The sequence below is a fragment of the Micromonospora sp. NPDC005171 genome (assembly GCF_040608575.1).
GTDB lineage: Bacteria > Actinomycetota > Actinomycetes > Mycobacteriales > Micromonosporaceae > Micromonospora.
Map to the genome: position 1 here is coordinate 103,694 of NZ_JBEXIM010000010.1, position 17,360 is coordinate 121,053.

18 protein-coding genes are annotated in these 17,360 nt (G+C 71.6%); 9 read left to right on the top strand and 9 right to left on the bottom strand.

Going from position 1 to position 17,360, the window contains the following annotated elements:
• The first annotated feature begins 39 nt into the window (after positions 1 to 39).
• Complete coding sequence (locus ABZU74_RS15805) at positions 40 to 2,649, top strand: glycoside hydrolase family 9 protein (RefSeq protein WP_355423616.1); 2,610 nt, start codon at positions 40 to 42, stop codon at positions 2,647 to 2,649.
• A 66-nt stretch (positions 2,650 to 2,715) separates the two neighbouring features.
• Here the strand turns inward: ABZU74_RS15805 and ABZU74_RS15810 are convergent, their stop codons facing one another.
• Positions 2,716 to 3,372: an HAD family hydrolase gene (locus ABZU74_RS15810; protein WP_355423618.1), complete on the bottom strand. Its 657-nt coding sequence runs from the start codon at positions 3,370 to 3,372 to the stop codon at positions 2,716 to 2,718.
• Positions 3,373 to 3,592: 220 nt separating this feature from the next.
• Between ABZU74_RS15810 and ABZU74_RS15815 the strand changes: the two genes are divergently transcribed.
• The gene (locus tag ABZU74_RS15815; protein ID WP_355423620.1) at positions 3,593 to 4,507 is read left to right on the top strand and encodes a hypothetical protein; all 915 of its coding nucleotides are present in this window, start codon (positions 3,593 to 3,595) and stop codon (positions 4,505 to 4,507) included.
• 127 nt (positions 4,508 to 4,634) lie between these two features.
• Positions 4,635 to 5,234 (top strand): DUF222 domain-containing protein, encoded by a 600-nt coding sequence (locus tag ABZU74_RS15820; protein ID WP_355423623.1) that lies wholly within the window; start codon positions 4,635 to 4,637, stop codon positions 5,232 to 5,234.
• 4 nt (positions 5,235 to 5,238) lie between these two features.
• Here ABZU74_RS15820 and ABZU74_RS15825 read toward each other — a convergent pair whose 3' ends face one another.
• Genes ABZU74_RS15825 through ABZU74_RS15845 form a run of 5 tightly spaced genes read right to left on the bottom strand, consistent with a single transcriptional unit; the run spans position 5,239 to position 9,811 of the window.
• Positions 5,239 to 5,496: a UBP-type zinc finger domain-containing protein gene (locus ABZU74_RS15825; RefSeq protein WP_091401591.1), complete on the bottom strand. Its 258-nt coding sequence runs from the start codon at positions 5,494 to 5,496 to the stop codon at positions 5,239 to 5,241.
• Positions 5,493 to 7,064 carry a Na+/H+ antiporter gene (locus tag ABZU74_RS15830; RefSeq protein ID WP_355423626.1) on the bottom strand — a complete coding sequence of 524 codons (1,572 nt, stop codon included), beginning with the start codon at positions 7,062 to 7,064 and terminating at the stop codon, positions 5,493 to 5,495. The genes ABZU74_RS15825 and ABZU74_RS15830 overlap by 4 nt, the downstream gene beginning before the upstream one ends.
• Before the next feature lie 37 nt (positions 7,065 to 7,101).
• A complete protein-coding gene (locus ABZU74_RS15835) occupies positions 7,102 to 8,067 on the bottom strand; it encodes a TIGR03885 family FMN-dependent LLM class oxidoreductase (RefSeq protein ID WP_355423628.1) in 966 nt (321 codons plus the stop codon).
• A gap of 52 nt (positions 8,068 to 8,119) precedes the next feature.
• Positions 8,120 to 9,535: an NADP-dependent succinic semialdehyde dehydrogenase gene (locus ABZU74_RS15840; protein ID WP_355423631.1), complete on the bottom strand. Its 1,416-nt coding sequence runs from the start codon at positions 9,533 to 9,535 to the stop codon at positions 8,120 to 8,122.
• 12 nt (positions 9,536 to 9,547) lie between these two features.
• Positions 9,548 to 9,811: a DUF6343 family protein gene (locus tag ABZU74_RS15845; protein ID WP_355423634.1), complete on the bottom strand. Its 264-nt coding sequence runs from the start codon at positions 9,809 to 9,811 to the stop codon at positions 9,548 to 9,550.
• A 122-nt stretch (positions 9,812 to 9,933) separates the two neighbouring features.
• Between ABZU74_RS15845 and ABZU74_RS15850 the strand changes: the two genes are divergently transcribed.
• Together ABZU74_RS15850 and ABZU74_RS15855 are read left to right on the top strand one after the other, a co-directional pair.
• Positions 9,934 to 10,527 (top strand): antibiotic biosynthesis monooxygenase, encoded by a 594-nt coding sequence (locus tag ABZU74_RS15850; RefSeq protein WP_355423636.1) that lies wholly within the window; start codon positions 9,934 to 9,936, stop codon positions 10,525 to 10,527.
• Between the two features lie 120 nt (positions 10,528 to 10,647).
• Positions 10,648 to 11,499 (top strand): GDSL-type esterase/lipase family protein, encoded by an 852-nt coding sequence (locus ABZU74_RS15855; protein ID WP_355423638.1) that lies wholly within the window; start codon positions 10,648 to 10,650, stop codon positions 11,497 to 11,499.
• A gap of 11 nt (positions 11,500 to 11,510) precedes the next feature.
• Here ABZU74_RS15855 and ABZU74_RS15860 read toward each other — a convergent pair whose 3' ends face one another.
• The 3 genes from ABZU74_RS15860 to ABZU74_RS15870 form a co-directional block, all read right to left on the bottom strand.
• Positions 11,511 to 12,266 (bottom strand): EcsC family protein, encoded by a 756-nt coding sequence (locus ABZU74_RS15860; protein ID WP_355423641.1) that lies wholly within the window; start codon positions 12,264 to 12,266, stop codon positions 11,511 to 11,513.
• A 49-nt stretch (positions 12,267 to 12,315) separates the two neighbouring features.
• Entirely contained in the window at positions 12,316 to 12,462 is a 147-nt protein-coding gene (locus ABZU74_RS15865; protein ID WP_167457721.1) for a hypothetical protein, read from the bottom strand.
• Between the two features lie 106 nt (positions 12,463 to 12,568).
• Entirely contained in the window at positions 12,569 to 13,426 is an 858-nt protein-coding gene (locus ABZU74_RS15870; protein ID WP_355423644.1) for a peptidase M23, read from the bottom strand.
• Between the two features lie 420 nt (positions 13,427 to 13,846).
• Between ABZU74_RS15870 and ABZU74_RS15875 the strand changes: the two genes are divergently transcribed.
• The 4 genes from ABZU74_RS15875 (at position 13,847) to ABZU74_RS15890 (ending at position 17,123) form a co-directional block, all read left to right on the top strand.
• A complete protein-coding gene (locus tag ABZU74_RS15875; protein ID WP_355423646.1) occupies positions 13,847 to 14,767 on the top strand; it encodes a PAC2 family protein in 921 nt (306 codons plus the stop codon).
• Between the two features lie 37 nt (positions 14,768 to 14,804).
• Positions 14,805 to 15,602 (top strand): exodeoxyribonuclease III, encoded by a 798-nt coding sequence (locus ABZU74_RS15880; RefSeq protein WP_355423649.1) that lies wholly within the window; start codon positions 14,805 to 14,807, stop codon positions 15,600 to 15,602.
• A gap of 68 nt (positions 15,603 to 15,670) precedes the next feature.
• On the top strand, positions 15,671 to 15,988 hold the full coding sequence (locus ABZU74_RS15885; RefSeq protein WP_355423652.1) for an antibiotic biosynthesis monooxygenase: 318 nt from the start codon (positions 15,671 to 15,673) through the stop codon (positions 15,986 to 15,988).
• A 259-nt stretch (positions 15,989 to 16,247) separates the two neighbouring features.
• On the top strand, positions 16,248 to 17,123 hold the full coding sequence (locus tag ABZU74_RS15890; RefSeq protein ID WP_355423654.1) for an alpha/beta hydrolase: 876 nt from the start codon (positions 16,248 to 16,250) through the stop codon (positions 17,121 to 17,123).
• Positions 17,124 to 17,360: the final 237 nt, after the last annotated feature.

Genomic DNA, 17,360 nt, shown 5'->3' on the forward strand with positions numbered 1-17,360 from the left:
ACCACCAACGTCCCACTTTCCGTCCCGGAAGGACTCCCCGTGACGCCATCCCGACGCCGCCTCCTGTTGGCTGCGGCGACCACTCTGGCCCTCACCGGCGCGGGCGCCGGCGCGGCCCACGCCGACCCACCACCGGACGCCCCCGAGCAGATCGACAACGGCGACTTCAGCGCCGGGGTGAGCCCCTGGTTCTCCTTCGGCACCGGCGCTCTGGCGGTCACTGACGGCCAGCTCTGCACCACCGTCGCGGGCGGGCTGGCCAACCCGTGGGACGCCGGCATCGGCCAGGACGGCGTGCCGCTGATCGCCGGCGCCGAATACACACTGGGCTTCGCGGTCTCTGCCACTCCCGGCGCTGCGGTCAAGGCCGTGTTGCAGCTCGGCAGCGCCCCGTACACCACGTACGCGGCCGTGGACGCCACCGCGACCGGCACCCTCCAGCGGGTCGAGCAGACCTTCACCGTCCCGGACGACAACCCCAACGCCCAGCTGATCTTCCAGGTCGGCGGTTCCGCCCAGGCGCAGACCATCTGCCTCGACGACGTGTCGCTGCGCGGCGGCGAGCCGCCCGAGCCGTACGAGCCGGACACCGGGCCACGGGTACGCGTCAACCAGGTCGGCTACCTGCCCGGTGGCCCGAAGAACGCCACTGTCGTCACCGAGGCCACCGCGGCGCTGCCCTGGCAGCTGCGCAGCGGCACCGGCGCTGTCGTGGCCAGTGGCACCACCACCGCTCGCGGTGTCGACGCCGCCTCCGGGCAGAACGTGCAGACTGTCGACTTCTCCAGCTACCGCACCCCCGGCACCGGGCTCACGCTCACCGTGGACGGTGAGACCAGCCACCCGTTCGACATCTCCGGCAGCCTCTACGACCAGCTGCGCTCCGACTCGTTGCAGTTCTTCTACGCCCAGCGCAGCGGCATCGCCATCGACGGCGACCTGATCGGCGACGAGTACGCCCGACCCGCCGGCCACCTCGGCGTCGCACCCAACAAGGGCGACACCAACGTGCCCTGCCAGCCGGGTGTCTGCGACTACTCCCTCGACGTGCGCGGCGGCTGGTACGACGCCGGCGACCACGGCAAGTACGTGGTCAACGGCGGCATCGCCACCTACCAGCTGTTGAACACCTTCGAGCGGACCAAGACGGCGGCCACCGCCAACGGCGGCGCCGAACTCGCCGACAGCACGCTGCGGGTGCCCGAGCGCGGCAACGCCGTGCCGGACATCCTCGACGAGGCCCGCTGGGAGCTGGAGTTCCTGCTGCGCATGCAGGTGCCCGCCGGTAAGCCGCTCGCCGGCATGGTCCACCACAAGATCCACGATCAGAACTGGACCGGGCTGCCGCTCGCCCCGCAGGACGACCCGCAGCCGCGTGAGCTGCACCCACCGTCGACAGCGGCCACCCTCAACATGGCCGCCACCGCCGCCCAGTGTGCCCGGCTCTTCGCCCCCTACGACGCGGCGTTCGCGACCCGCTGCGGCACCGCCGCGAAGACGGCCTACGCCGCGGCCAAGGCCCACCCGGCCGTGTACGCCAGCCCCACCGACGGCACCGGCGGCGGCGCGTACGACGACAGCAACGTCACCGACGAGTTCTACTGGGCGGCGGCCGAGCTGTACCTGACCACCGGGGCGCAGAACTACCTGGCCGATCTGACCGCCTCACCGCACCACACCGGGAACGTGTTCGACGCACGGGGCTTCGGCTGGCAGAGCGTGGCCGCGCTGGGCCGCCTCGACCTGGCCACCGTGCCGAACGGGCTGCCCGCCGCCGATCTGGCCCGGGTCCGCGCCTCGGTCACCGCCGCGGCCGACACGTACCTCGCCGAGCTGCGCCGGCAGGCGTACGGGCTGCCGATGCCAGGTGACGCCAACAGCTACTTCTGGGGCGGCAACAGCAACGTCATCAACAACGCCGTGGTGCTGGCCACCGCGTTCGACCTGACCCGCAACCCCGTCTACCGCGACGGTGCCGTGCAGGCCATGGACTACATCCTCGGTCGCAACGCCCTGAACATCTCCTACGTCACCGGGTGGGGTGAGCACGCCGCGCAGAACCAGCACAGCCGCATCTTCGGCCACCAGCTCGACCCGAACCTGCCCCGACCGCCCGCCGGCTCCCTCGCCGGTGGCCCGAACGCGGCCCTCCAGGACCCGTTCGTGGCGCAACTGCTGGCCGGCTGCGAGCCGATGTTCTGCTACGTCGACGACATCAACTCGTACTCGACGAACGAGGTGGCGATCAACTGGAACTCGGCGCTGGCCTGGATCTCCTCGTTCCTGGCCGACCAGGGTGACGCCGGCGCGGTGCCGGCCACCACCTGCACGGCGCGCTACAGCAACTACGGCGCCTGGCAGGGCGGCACCGGGTTCACCGGGCAGCTGACCATCCAGAACACGGGTGCCACCGCCGTCAACGGCTGGAGCGTGCGCTTCGCGTTCACCGGTGACCAGCGGGTACGCGAGGCGTGGCTGGCGAAGGTCACCCAGTCCGGCGCGACGGTGACCGCGCGCAACGAGTCGTACAACGCCAAGATCGCACCCGGCGGCACCGTGACGTTCGGCTTCAACGCGACGACGGGCGGCGGCGCCAACCCGAGCCCCGGCCTGGTCACGGTCAACGGAGCGGCCTGCTCGCTGACCTGATCGACGTCCCGGTGGCCGCCCTCGGCGGGCGGCCACCGGGACCGCACGATTCACGCGGTAGGCGGGTCAACCGCCGGCCGCGTTGTGCTTCGCGACCAGGCCGGGGAGTTCGTCAAGCGAGTCGATCCGGAAGAGGCACCGCTCGGCCACAGTGGCGGGGTCGAGGATGTGGCCCCATGGACCGCGTCGGATCAAGCATGTCTTCATGCCCGCCTCCAGGGCCGGGCGCACGTCGTTGTCGGGCCGGTCGCCGACGTACAGGATCGACGACGCGACGCCACCACCCGCGGCGACGACCCGGTCGAAGAACGCCGGTGCCGGCTTCGCCACGCTCCACCCGTGCGACGTGCCGATCACGTCCACCGGGAGGTCGAGAGCGCGCAGGGTCGCCTCCGCGTGAGCTGGCTGGTTGCCGGCCAGGCCCACGAACAGGCCCTGGTCCTTCAAGGACTTCAGGCATCCTCGCGCGTCCGGGTACAGGTCCTCCTCGGCGAACGACTCCGGCTGCCCGGCAGCCGCCCGGCGCTCCAGCTCGGCCGTGAGGTCGAAATCGGGCCGGAAGACCCGGAACGTCTCCTGATAGTCCAGACCCCGGGCGATCACCGCGCCGAAGACCGCAGAGAACGTGTGGCGGGGCACGCCGAGCCAGTCGGCCCAGGCAGCGAACTCGTGAGACTCGTCGAGAATGGTCCCACCAACGTCGAAGATGACCGTGTCAATCATGTAAGTCCCCCGTCAGGCTCGCGCCGTCGGTGAGCATAGACGGGGGTACGACGCCCGACCGGCTCCCATGATCACGTGATGATGAGTAGCTGGCGGTGTGTTGACCTCTCGGGGCGGCGGGTGCTTCCCGCTGGCACTGTCGAGCTGATGACGTGGACGAATCACCGGGCACACCGCAAAACCGATGGATCGGTCGCGCCGAGTGAGCCATGGTGAGGCCATGGCGGGCGACGAACTGGCGGGCGCGGAGCGTCGGGTGTGGGCGGCGATGCCGGCCGGGACGCGGACCGCGTTGGCTGGGCTGTCCGGCGCGGACCTGCGTACTCTGCTGTTGGGCCTGGCCCGCGACCGGGCGGCGGCCGTGCGCCCACCCGAGGTGGTACGCCGCTGGGGTGAGGACCGCTTCGTCCGCCCGGCCCGTGCCGACCCGCGCGTGCTCGCGCGGGTGGAGGCCCAGATGTGGCAACTGCTGCCCGCCGACGTCGCCGGTGTGGAGCTGTCGCCGGTCGTACCAGTCGGCGCCTGCTCGGCGGTCGCACCGGTCAGCCAGAACAGGATCGTCACCACGATGCGCGCCGGCGAGGTGCTGAGCGACCCCACCAACGCCCTCGCCATCGAAGCGGCCGTGCGTCGCCGCCGACAGAGCGAGGTGCACCTGGCCGCCGCCCATCGGGTGCTGCGGGCGCAGGATTTCGGCAGCGGCGCGTCGGCGCACTTCCGGCTCTTCGCCCTGGTGTCCAGCGCCCGAGACACTGGCTCGGGCGGCACGCAGGCCCGGCTGCTGGTCCGGCACCTCAGCTACTGGCGGGCCGTGCTCGCCGAGTTGGCGCCAGCCGCCGCGCCTCGGCTGCACGTCACCACCTTCGACGATCGGGTCGTCCAGGAACGGCTGGCCGACACCGTCCGACCGGCGCTCGCCGGGGATGTGGTGCCGCTGGTGGACGAACCGGAGCGATCTCGCGGTCGCGGCTACTACACGGGGTGCGCCCTGCGGATCACCGCCCTGGGCGGCAGCCTGGAGATCGGCGACGGCGGCCTCACCGACTGGACCGCCCGACTGAGCGGCGACGCGAAGGAACGCTGCCTCGTCTCCTGCCTCGCCACCGAACGTCTGGTGGACAGCATCAGCCGCTGAGCCGACCGGCGACGACCCAGCAGGAAACCCTTCGCTTGGCTCTCGCCTGCCCATCACCTCTCGGGGCAGCTGCCCGGTCTATCAACTCAGCCCGAAGAATGTCGTACACGTGTTCTAATCTCTGTCTGTGATCGATGCGTTGGAGCAGGCAGAGGCTGCGGTAGCGGCCTGCTCCAAACTGGCTGCCTGGGCTGCCAGCGAGCGCGATCTCGTCGCGGCGTTGGATGCCGCGCACCGCACCGAGCAACGCCTGGCCGCGGTCAAGTTGGCCCTCGTCGGGGAGCTGGACGGTCGAGGCACCGCGACGGCGCAGGGCGCATCCTCGACGGCAGTGTGGTTGCGGAACCGGCTACGGCTCGGGGTCGGTGCCGCCCGTCGCCTGATAGAGCTGGCCGCGACGCTCGACACCGCCCCCACCGGAGTGCGTGACGCGTTGGCCGCTGGAGCGGTCGACGTGGAGCACGCCCGGGTCATCGCCGACACGGTCCAGACCGTGCACACCGCCGCTGGCGCGCAAGCCGCCGACAAGGCCGTCGGCGTCCTCGTCGACTGGGCGGCCCAGTTCGATGCCACCCAGCTCCGCAAACTCGGCACCCGCATCCTCGACCACGTCGCCGCCGAGGTCGCCGACGCCACGGGCGGCGACGGCCACCCAGAATTCGTCCCCCCGGCCTGGCTCGATCCCGACCAACTGCCCCGCCGCAACCACTACCACCTACGGACGTGACTTCTCAGCCGATCTCCTCGTCGACGAAGCACCAGCGCCAAGCCTCGCCCGGCTGCGCGGAGCGGATCACCGGGTGGCCGGTGGACGCGAAGTGCTTGCTCGCGTGCTGGTTGGGCGACGAGTCACAGCAGCCGACCTGCCCGCAGCTCAGGCAGGTGCGCAGGTGCACCCAGTAGGTGTCACCAATGGCGACGCAGTCCGCGCACTCGTCGGGGGTACGGGGCTCGGCGGCACCGGCCTCGGTCAGGTGCTGACAGCTCACTTCTCAACCTCTCGCAGCAATGACTCTTCCAGGTCCAGGTCACGGTAGGCCTGCACCAACACTTCCTCAGGGATCCGACCGGAGTCCCGAGCCGCCCGGAACACGTCCCGCTCGGCGTCGATCATCTCCTGTCGCAGCCGACCGTACGCCTGCGACGGGGTCTCCCGCTCGTCGCCGCCGAGTCGTTCCCACGCCATGTTGGTGCGGTCCTCCACCGCTCGGCGCAGCCGGTCCACCACCGCGGCCGGGGCGCTGTCGGCCAGCTCGCCGAGGCGGTCCTGGGCGGCCTTGCCGGCCTGCTGCTGCACCGCGGCGGCAGAGAGCGCGTCCTGCACCGGGTCGTCCTGTGGCAGCTTCAACCGCCGGGCGACAAGCGGCAGGGTGGCGCCCTGGCCGACCAGGGTGAAAACGATCACGGCGAAGGCCAGCCAGATCAACAACGCTCTGGGGTACGGGTCATCGTCGGCCAGGGTCAGCGGCAGAGCCAGCGCGGCGGCGAGGGTCACCACGCCCCGCATGCCGGCCCAGCCGATGATGATCGGGAACTTCGGTGACGGTCGGGCGTCACGGCGGCGGACCCGGGGGACCAACCGGGCGAGGTAGGTGGCCGGGAAGAGCCAGACGAACCGGGTCAGGAAGACGGTGGCGAGCACCGCGAAGGTGATCAGGATGAGCGAGCCGATTGGCTCGTCGAGGTCCCGCAGCACCTCCCGCAGTTGCAGCCCGACCAGCAGGAAGACCAGGCCCTCCAGCAGGAACCGGACCAGCCGCCAGAACGCGCCGATCTGCAACCGGGACGCCGCCGACAACAGCTGGGTCAGCTTGTGTCCGAGCACCAGACCGGTGACGACCACCGCGACCACCCCGGAGGCGTGCAGGTGTTCGGCGGTGAACACCACAGCGAACGGGATGATCAACGACAGCGCGTTGTCCAGCAGCGGGTCGGTGATCCGCCGATGCAGGAAGCCGAACACCAGGGCCCCGAGCGCCCCGATCAGGATGCCGCCGCCGGTGGACCGCAGCACCTCGATGGCGATCTTGTCGGCGCCGACGGCCGAGCCCACGGTGGCCATGGTCGCGACCCGCAGCAGCACCAGCGCTGTCGCGTCGTTGACCAGGCTCTCGCCCTCCAGGATGGTGACGACCCGGCGGGGCAGCCCGACCCGGCGGGCGACGGCCGTTGCGGCCACCGCGTCCGGTGGAGCGACCACAGCGCCGAGGGCCAGGCAGATCGCGAACGGCAGCTGCGGCAACAGCAGGTGCAGCACCAACCCGACCACGAACGCGGTGAACAACACCAGGCCGACCGCGAGCAGCAGGATCGGCCGGATGTTGTTCTTGAACGCCGGCACCGAGGTCTCCAGCGCGGCCACGTAGAGCAGCGGCGGCAGGATGCCGACCAGCACCAACTCCGGGTCGAGTTCCACCTGCGGGAAGCCCGGCACGAACGAGAGCCCCAGGCCGAGGACGACCAGCACGATCGGCGCGAGCAGGCCGAGTCGGCGGGCCAACGCGGCGCCCAGGGTGGCGATCGCCAGGAAGACGACGACCGGAAACAGGCTTTCCATGGGGTACGAGCCTAGGGGTACGCCTGTTCGGCCTCGATCAGCCGCCCGGGCGCAGCTTCGGCAGCACCTCCGCGCCGAACGCGTCGATGAAGCCGCGCTGCTCCTGCCCGACGTGGTGCAGGGCGATCTGGTCGAAGCCGAGCTGCGCGTACTCCTCCAGCCAGCCGACGTGCCGGCCCAGGTCGGACGACACGTTCACCACCTCGGCGACCCGCTGTGCCGGCACGTCGGCGGAAACCGCGTCGAAGTGTTCGACGGTTTCCAGGTCCCAGCAGACCGGTGGGGCGAAGACGTTGCTGCGCCACTGGTCGTACGCGAGCGCCTCGGCCTGGGCCTGCTCCGGCGCCCAGGAGACGTGCACCTGGAGGTGCAGCGGCCCACGCCCGCCCGCGTCCCGGTACGCGTCGATCATCTCGCGCAGGTGCGGCACCGGGGCGTTCACGGTGATCAGCCCGTCCGCCCATTCGGCGCACCAGCGGGCGGTGGCCACGCTGACGGCCGCGCCGACCAGCGCGGGCGGCTGCTCGGGGCGGGTCCAGAGCCGGGCACGATTGACCCGGACCAGGCCGTCGTGGCTGACCTCCTCGCCGGCCAGCAGGGCGCGGATCACGTCCACGCACTCGCGCAGCCGGGCGGCGCGTACGTCCTTGCGCGGCCACGGGTCGCCGGTGATGTGCTCGTTGCTGGCCTCGCCGGTGCCGAGGGCCGCCCAGAACCGGCCCGGGTACATCGCGCCGAGGGTGCCGATCGCCTGCGCGATGATCGCCGGGTGGTATCGCTGACCGGGCGCGTTGACCACGCCGAACGGCATGCCGGTGGCCTGCAACGCCGAGCCCAGCCAGGACCAGGCGAAGCCGGACTCGCCCTGCCGGGCGCTCCACGGGGAGAAGTGGTCGGAGCACATGGCCGCGTCGAAGCCGGCCCGCTCGGCGTGCATCACCGCTTCCAACAGGGCGCGTGGACCGATCTGCTCATGTGAGGCGTGAAACCCGAACGACGTCATGGGCACACTTCCTACCCACGACGGCGCCGGCTGACGCGTGCCGCGCCCCGACCTACTCGGCGTGGGCGCCGGCGCCGGCCGAGGCGGCGCCCTCGCCCACCCAGACCGTCTTGGTGTTGCAGAACTCCCGCATGCCCAGCGCCGACAGCTCCCGCCCGTAACCGGAGTTCTTCACACCGCCGAACGGCAACTCCGGGTAGGAGGTGGTCATCCCGTTGATGAAGACGTTGCCGGCGTCCAGGTCGGTGGCGAAGCGCTCCTGCTCGGCGGGGTCAGTGGTCCAGGCGTTCGAGCCGAGCCCGAAGCTGGTGCCGTTGGCGACCTCGATGGCCTCCTCGTACGACGACACCCGGAACAGGCCGGCGACCGGGCCGAAGACCTCCTCCGACCACATCCGCATCTGCGGGGTGAGGTCGGTGACCACTGTCGGCGGGTAGAACCATCCGTCGCCGCTCGGCGGCTCGCCGCCGCAGAGCACTGTCGCGCCGTTGTCCACCGCGTCGCGGACCTGGGCGTGCACCTCGTCGCGGCCACGCTCGCTGGCCAGCGGCCCGACGTCGGTGTTCGGGTCCATCGGGTCGCCGACGCGCAGCGCGCCCATGGTGGCGGCGAACTTCTCGGCGAAGGCGTCGAACACGTCGGTGTGCACGATGAACCGCTTCGCGGCGATGCAGGACTGGCCGTTGTTCTGGCAGCGGGCGGTGGTGGCCACCTCGGCGGCCCGGTCCACGTCGGCCGAGGGCATCACCACGAAGGGGTCGCTGCCGCCGAGTTCGAGGACTGTCTTCTTCAGTTCCCGCCCGGCGATCTGCGCGATGGACCGGCCGGCGGGCTCGCTGCCGGTGAGCGTCGCGGCGCGGACCCGAGGGTCGCTGAGGATGTGGTCGACGGCCTCCGAGTCGACCAGCGCCGTGGTGAATGCGCCCTCGGGGAAGCCGGCTCGCCGGAACACGTCCTCCAGCAGCAGCGCGGTCTGCGGCACGTTCGAGGCGTGCTTGAGCAGGCCGGTGTTGCCGGCCATCAGCGCCGGGGCGGCGAAGCGCATCACCTGCCAGAGCGGGAAGTTCCACGGCATCACAGCGAGCACCACGCCGATCGGCTGGTAGCGGATGAACGCCCGGGTCGCCTTCACGGCGTCGGCGTCGGCCGGCTCGTCGGCAAGGAACGCCGGTGCCTTGTCGGCGTAGAAGCGGGCGGCGGTGGCGCATTTGGTCACCTCGGCCTGCGCCGCTACGTACGTCTTGCCCATCTCCGTGGTCATGATCCGGGCGATCTCGTCGCGCTCGGCGTCCAGCAGGTCGGCCGCAGCGTTCATCCACTGGGCGCGCTGGTCGACTGTCGTCTCCCGCAGCTGCTCGAACGCGAGGTCGGCGCGCTCAATGGCGTCGTCGAGTTGCTCGGTGGACATCGCCTCATAGGTCTTGAGCACCTGTCCGGTGGCGGGGTTGGTGGTGGCGATGTGGGGCATCTCGTCCTCCTGTCACTCGAACAACGAGTGTCGTACGCCCGGCTCCTCGCGACGGCGGGCGGCGCGGCGGCGCTGGATCACGACCAGGTCGACCACGGCGACCACCGCGAAGATCGCGCAGACGACGCCGAGCCAGGCGATGCCGGCCCAGAACGCCAGCACCGCGAAGATCACCATGATCACCAGCCCGAAGCTGGCGAGGGTGAGCCGAAGGTTCAACGCGCTGTTCGCGTGGCCGACCGTGCCACGGGCACGCCGGGGCTGCGATCTCGTCATACCACCCGATCTACCCCCGATCGGCCGGGTTAACCGGTACGGCGCGCTTCCACCCCCGGGCGCGCCGGTGTGCTCCGGCACATCCGTTCGCGCCACGGCCTCGGCGACCGCAGGATGGGCGCATGTCAATGACCCTCGCCGTGCCGGTGACCGTCTCCATCGCCCGCCGCGTCGACCCCGGCCGGGCCAGTGAGATGGTGGCCTGGATGCGGGCCGGCACCGCGCTGGCCGAGGCGTTCCCCGGGTTCCTCGGCGCCGGGTGGGTGCAGAGCGGCCCCGGTTCGCCGGAGTGGCACATGCTCTACCGCTTCGCCGACGCCGAGACGCTGCGCCGGTGGGAGGAGTCGCCGCAGCGGCACTGGTGGCTGAGCTCGGCGCAGGGCATCGTCGAGCACAACCGGGTCGAGCGGCGTACCGGGATCGAGGGCTGGTTCGACAGGCCGCTGGAGCACTCGGTGGACCCGGTGGAGCCGGTCCCGCCGGCGTCGCCGCCCCGGTGGAAGCAGGCGGTGACCATCTGGCTGGCGTTCTTCCCCCTGAGCCTGACCGCCACCCTGCTGACGAGTCACTTCCTCGACGCGGTGCCGCTGGCGGCCCGGGTGCTGCTGATGACGCTCTGCCTGACCCCGCTGATGGTCTATCTGGTGCTGCCCCGGATCACCCGCGCGTTGCACTGGTGGCTGCACGGCCAGCCGGCGCCCTGGCGGCGCTCATAGCACCCCGACGGCTCCCGCATCGGCGCTCTGCCGCATACCCGACAGCAACTTCCCGGCGAACCACATCCAGCGCATAGAGTTACCGCGCTGTCGCTCTGCGCTGCGGGAACGGGAGACGTCATGCCTCGACGCTGGGTCGCCGCCCTGGCCTGTCTCGCGGCGCTTGTCGCGCTGGCCTGCGAGGGCGGCAACTCCGCGGAACCCCGCCCCACCACGAGCGCCCCGCCGTCGAGCGGGCCCGGCGGCATCGCCGCCCTCGGCGACTCGATCAGCACCGGTTTCGCCTCCTGCCTGGTGCTCACCTCCTGCGAGCGCAACTCCTGGTCGACCGGCGACGGGCTGCGGGTGCAGAGCCACTACCGGCGGCTGCTCGACCAGGATGCGGCGATCCGCGACCGGAGGTACAACCATGCCCGTCCCGGCGCCCGCGCGGACGCCCTGGAGGGTCAGGCCCAGGCGGCGGTACGCGATCGCGCCGACTACGTCACAGTGCTGATCGGCGCCAACGACGTCTGCCGGGGCGGGGTGGACGCGATGACACCGGTGGCGCGGTTCCGGGCCGACGTCGACAGGGGTCTGCGGGTGTTGCGCACCGGCCGGCCGAAGGCCCGGGTGCTGGTGGTGAGCATCCCCGACCTGTACCGGCTCTGGGAGGTCGGCCACGACGACGCCCGGGCGACCCGCGCGTGGCGGCGGGGCATCTGCCCGGCCCTGCTGGCCGACGCGACCTCGACGGCGCCCGCCGACCGGGCGCGCCGGGCCGCCGTCCGGGACCGGATCGACGCGTACAACGCCGAGTTGAAGGCGGCCTGCCGGGCGTACGGAGCACGGTGCCGGCACGACGGCGGCGCGTTGCACAAGGTCCGGTTCACCCTGGACCTGCTCAACCCGCTGGACTGGTTCCACCCGAACGCCACCGGCCAGGGCCGCATCGCCGAGGTGACCTGGCGCTCGTCCGGCCTGGCCAACTGACCGGTGGGCCGTCAGGGCTGGCGCGGCTCCGGGACGGCGCCGCCGCGGGAGCTGTAGAGGGCCCGGGATCGCTGGGCGAGATCCTTCGTAGCCGACGAGTTGGCCCAGGTGCCGAGCACGATTGCCGCACCGGGGACGATCTTGGCGACCATCCGCTTCGCGGCCCGGACGCCGGCCATCTGGGCCAGCCGGACGCCGAGTTGCAGCATGACCCGACCGAGCGGACGCTGACCGCCAAGACCGAAGAGCGCGTCGGCGCGTTCCCGGCCGGCGGCCACACCGAGCGCCAGCCGGGCGCTCTCGGCGACCTTGTGCACCCGCTGGAGCACCAGCAGGTCGGTAGCCCGGTCACTGTGCAGGGGATCGACGTCGTACGCGGCGGCGATGTGCAGCACCATCCGTGCCTGGGTCCAGGCCAGCACGCCCACGTCGATCACGGCGCCGGGCAGCCCGGCCGCGCCGGAGACCGCGCCGGAGAGCCGGGCCAGGTTGACGAACTTGCGGGCCGCCTGGTCGGCCAGGGCATCGGCGGAGACCCCGGGCTGCTCGGCCCGGGCCCGGCTGGCCCACTGCACGGCTTCCGGCCCGAGGCGGCGCACCGCCTCCAGGGCAAGGTGCTCCGGCGCGTACTGCGGGTCGTCTCGCATCCGGTCCCAGAGCCGGGCCGGCGGACCCTCGGGGGCGTCCACCGGCCCGGCCGGCAGGTCGACGGACGGCTGCGGAGTAGGGACGGCGGGCTGACCGCCGGCGGGCGGGGTGTCGGTCACCAGGTCTCCCCAGGTGTGGGAACGGTGGACAGGGCGGCCGATGGGGCGGTCAGCGGCGGCGGTTGGACAGCCGGGCCGCCAGCCCCTTCAGCTTCTGCTGGTTGCCCGGCTTGGCCATCTCTCGGCGACCTCGCTCGACCAACTGCTGACCCTTCGGCGATCTCAGGAACGTGGTGATTCGCTGCATCAGTGACATGGCGTCCTCCTGTCGATGATCCCTCAGTCATGTGTACCCCGAACCCGCAACACATGTACCCGGGATGCGACAGCCTCAACCCTGACCGTCCATAGTGGGCGGTAGGTTACCGCCCCGCCGGCACGATGGCGTCAACGACCCTGGTGGCCCGCCACTCGTGCTGCTGGTAGTGCTCGGGGTACGCGGAGACCTGCACCGCCTGGGCGGCGTCGGTGAGCCGCATCCGCTGCCAGCCGGGCACCTGCTCCAGCGCGCTGAGGAACTGCCGGGTGGCGAACTCGGGGTCCATCAGCCGCCCCACCGGGCCCCAGCCGCTGCTGGAACGCTGCTGGAACAACCCGACCGAGTCATGGTCCCAGCCGACGCCCTGGTGCGGATAGTCCTGCGACTCGGGCAGCACGCCGCTGGCCACGTTGTAGAGATTGCTCTCCTGCATGGCGGTGGCCACCGCGATCACCAGACCCCGGCGCGGCACCCCCATCTTGCGGCCGGTGCGGACGATCGCCTCGGCGTTCTCCATCTGGTCCTCGTCCAGCCCGGCGACGGGTGCCGGGTCGGTCGGGCGAGCCGGGGCGACCTTGCGGGCTGGCGCGCTGGTGTCCGGGTCGGCGGCGCTCGCCGTGGCGGACGGGGCGGCGGAGGTGCTCGGGGCAGCCGTGCGGTCGAGGGAACGGGAGGCGCGCTGCTGCTCGGCGCGCTGCGCGAGCTCGGAGCTGGAGAGCGATCCGCTCCGGGTCGCCGCGTCGGCGTCCTCGTTGCGAACCTGGACGACGGCGGTCAGGCCGAGGCAGCACACCACGCCGGTGGCCAGCGCCACCTGTGCCCGGCGTCGACCGGTCAGGTCCCGGGCGTACGCCCGGAGCCGGCTCGCGGCGGTTGTCCGTTCGGTTGAGGTGCCATCCTCCGTATCGGCAGTGGGGCTGCTCGGGGCGTACGGGTCGTCGAGGGTGCCGTCGTCACGCATCAACCGAGGCTAGGCAGGTGCAAACCCCGATCACGCACGGTGATCACGTGGTGCTCGCCACAGATTCGGCAGGTACTGGTGGACGACCTGGGCGGGTCGACCCGCCCGGGGAAGGAACCTCGCGAACCGGATGAAGCTGGCGGCGCACGCGGGTCGGCACGGCCCGGGACAGGGCCGGACATCCGACCTCCGAGCCTGACATGATCGACAAACTCGGCCTTTGGGCCGAACCGCGCCTCGGCCGATCGGCCAAGAGGCTCGGCCCGGTGGCGTAAACAGACGATTAGTCCGGTCATGCCCGCCCCCAGGCCAACGGATCGCCCGGCGCAGGAATGCACCAGGATGGCGGGTACGTTGCCCGAACGGGTGCCCTCCGTCGCGACGGCGCCCCGCAGGCACATTTCAGGGAGGTCCGCACCGGTGCTCGACCCACACGAGCTCTACCAGCTCACCGACGATCTGCCCGACCTCGGGCAGCCGGTCCTGATCCAGGCCCTCACCGGGTTCGTGGACGCCGGAAACGCCAGCCGACTGGCGCGTGAGCAGCTACTCACCTCGCTGGAGGGTCGGCCGATCGCCACCTTCGACGTCGACCAGCTCTTCGACTACCGATCGCGACGACCGGTGATGACCTTCGTCGAGGACCACTGGGAGAGCGTCGACGCGCCCAAGCTGGAGCTGCACCTGCTGCACGACGACGACGAGACCCCGTTCCTGCTGCTCACCGGCCCCGAACCGGACCTGCAGTGGGAGCGTTTCGTGGCCGCCGTCGCCGGGCTCGCCGCCCGGCTGGACGTCCGGCTCACAGTAGGGCTCAACTCGATCCCGATGGCGGTCCCGCACACCCGGCCGACCGGGGTGACCGCGCACGCCACCCGCCCCGAACTGATCGCCGGCTACGAGCCCTGGCTGCAACGCGTCCAGGTGCCCGGCAGTGTCGGTCACCTGCTGGAGTTCCGCCTCGGCGAGCAGGGCCGCGACGCGCTGGGCTTCGCCGCCCACGTGCCGCACTACGTGGCGCAGACCGAGTACCCGGCCGCCGCCGAGGTGCTGCTTACCTCGGTGTCGCGCAGCACCGGGCTGCTGCTGCCCGGCGACGGGCTGCGCTCGGCCGCCGAGGTGGTCCGGGTGGAGATCGACCGGCAGGTCGCGCAGACCGAGGACGCCGCAGCCCTGGTCCAGGCCCTGGAGGAGCAGTACGACGCGTTCGCCCGGGGTCGCGGCGAGAAGAGCCTGCTCGCCCCGGACGCCGGCCCGCTGCCCACCGCCGACGAACTGGGCGCGGAACTGGAACGCTTCCTGGCCGAACAGACCCGTCCCGGCGACACCCCGGGTAGCTGACCGGGCATCGCGGCGGCGGATGCGGCAGGCTGGAGGCATGCGCCTGGCGACCTGGAACGTCAACTCGGTGAAGGCCCGCCTACCCCGGCTGCTGGAGTGGCTGGCCGACACCGGGCCGGACGTCGTCTGCCTGCAGGAGACCAAATGCCCGGACGGCGCCTTCCCGGCGACCGAGGTAGGCGAGCTGGGCTACACCGTGGCCAGCCACAGCGACGGCCGGTGGAACGGGGTCGCCATCCTGTCCCGGGTCGGGCTGGGCGACGTCCGGGTCGGGTTCGCCGGTGAACCCGGCTTTCCCGAGCCCGAAGCCCGGGCCATCTCCGCCACCTGCGACGGGGTGCGGGTCTGGTCGGTGTACGTGCCCAACGGCCGGACGCCGGACGACCCGCACTACGCGTACAAGCTGGCCTGGTTCGCGGCGCTGCGCGACGCGCTGGACGTCGAGCTGGCCGGCGGGTTGCCGCTGACGGTCTGCGGCGACTTCAACGTCGCCCCGACCGACGCCGACGTCTGGGACCCGGCGGTCTTCACCCACTCCACGCACGTCACCCCGGCCGAGCGGGCAGCCCTCGCGGCGCTGCGCGACCTGGGCCTCAGCGACGTGGTGCCCACCCCGATGAAGGGCCCGCACCCCTTCACCTACTGGGACTACCGGGCCGGCATGTTCCACCAGAACAAGGGCATGAGAATCGACCTGGTGTACGCGTCCGCGCCGTTCGCCCGGGCGGTCCGCTCCGCGTACGTCGACCGCGAGGCCCGCAAGGGCAAGGGCCCCTCCGACCACGCGCCGATCGTTGTCGACGCGGACCTGGTCCCGGCGGTCGAGACGTTCTGAGCCCGCTCCGCCGTTCTGGTGTGGTGGGCTGCCGTCCTGGTGCCGCGCCCACTGGCTAGGGTGGGCAGATGGCAGTCGTGAAGATCAACGCAATCGAGGTCCCGCCCGGTGGCGGCGCGGAGCTGGAGAAGCGGTTCGCCGCCCGGGCCGGCGCGGTGGAGAACTCCCCCGGTTTCCTCGGCTTCGAACTGCTCCGCCCGGTGGCTGGCGAGACCCGCTACTTCGTCTACACGAAGTGGGAGAGCGAGGAGGCGTACCAGGCATGGGCCGCCGGCCCGTCGCGCGCCGCCCACGCCACCGCCCCCGGCGACAAGCCCCGTCCCCCGGTCTCCACCGCCGCCAGCCTGCTGGAGTTCGAGGTGGCGCTGCACGTCCCCCAGCCCTGACCGCCCGCCCTGCCTGATCCACTGTGGTTCGCCGAGATAGGGGTGTCCCGAGCGGCCGGAACCGCGACGTCATGATCCCGAGTGGATAACGGATCCAGGACCCTCCGCTGGGCGGAACCCCGGTCGGGTGGCGGTTCGCGCTGATAGCGTCCGTCGTAGTGGGCTGGCAGGGTCGAGGCTGCCAGGCCGTCAGTCACCATTGCCGTTCCCGGCGTCACGTCGGCACCGGCGATCCAGGGAGTCACGGGGGATCCCGGCCGTGTTCGACGGATTCGAGGAATTCGACATCGAGACGCCCGGCGCGACGATCCACGGACGCCGCGGCGGAAGCGGGCCGCCCGTTCTGCTGCTGCACGGCATCCCCGAGACGCACCTCATGTGGCACCAGGTCGCGCCACGGCTCGCCGAGCACTACACGGTCGTCGCCACCGACCTGCGGGGCTGGGGCGACAGCGGCAAACCTCCCAGCACCGCAAACCACGAGCCGTACGGCATGCGAGCCATCGCGCGCGACCAGGTCGCGGTGATGCGGAGTCTGGGCCACGAGCAGTTCCGACTCGTCGGCCACGATCGGGGGGCTCGCTGCGCGTACCGTCTCGCGCTGGACGAACCGGACGCCGTCACCCGGCTGGCCGTGATGGACGTGGTGCCCATCGGGGACGTCTACAACCGCGCGGACAGGACGTTCAGCCTCTCCTACTGGGTCTGGTCCTTCCTGGCGGCGCCGGCGCCGGTGCCCGAGCAGTTCATCGACGCGGCGCCGGCGGTGCTCGTCGACTTCATGCTCGACACCTGGCCGGAGGTGAAGGACGCCTTCCCGCCCGAGGTGCGGGCAGCGTACGTCAAGCAGTTCAGCGATCCCGCCACGGTGCACGCGATCTGCGAGGAGTTCCGTGCTGCCGCGACGCTGGACTACCAGCAGGACGAGGCGGATCGCGGGAACCGGAAGATCACCTGCCCGGTGCTGTTCCTCTGGAGCCAACGCGGCCAGGTCGCGAAGCTCTACGACGACCCGCTCGCGATCTGGCGGGAATGGGCCGACGACGTACGCGGCGAGCCGGTCCCGGTCGGGCACTTCATTCCGGAGGAAGCCCCTGACGAGACCACCCGCCAGCTCCTGGCCTTCCTCAGCTGACGCCGTGGCCACCTGCGAGCGTCGGCGGGTTGATCCACTCGGCTTCAGCGAAACCGCGGTGTCCAGGTCGGCCTGACACCACGACTTCAATGATCCCGAGTCGATCAAACGGAAGCGGGCGACCAGGGCGGTGGCAGTCCAGGGCGGTGGCAGTCCAAGCCGGCGGCCCGGGAGGCGGGCGACCCGAGCGGGCGGGCGACCCAAGCGGGCGGGCGGGCCCGGCCGCCGGCCGGGTTC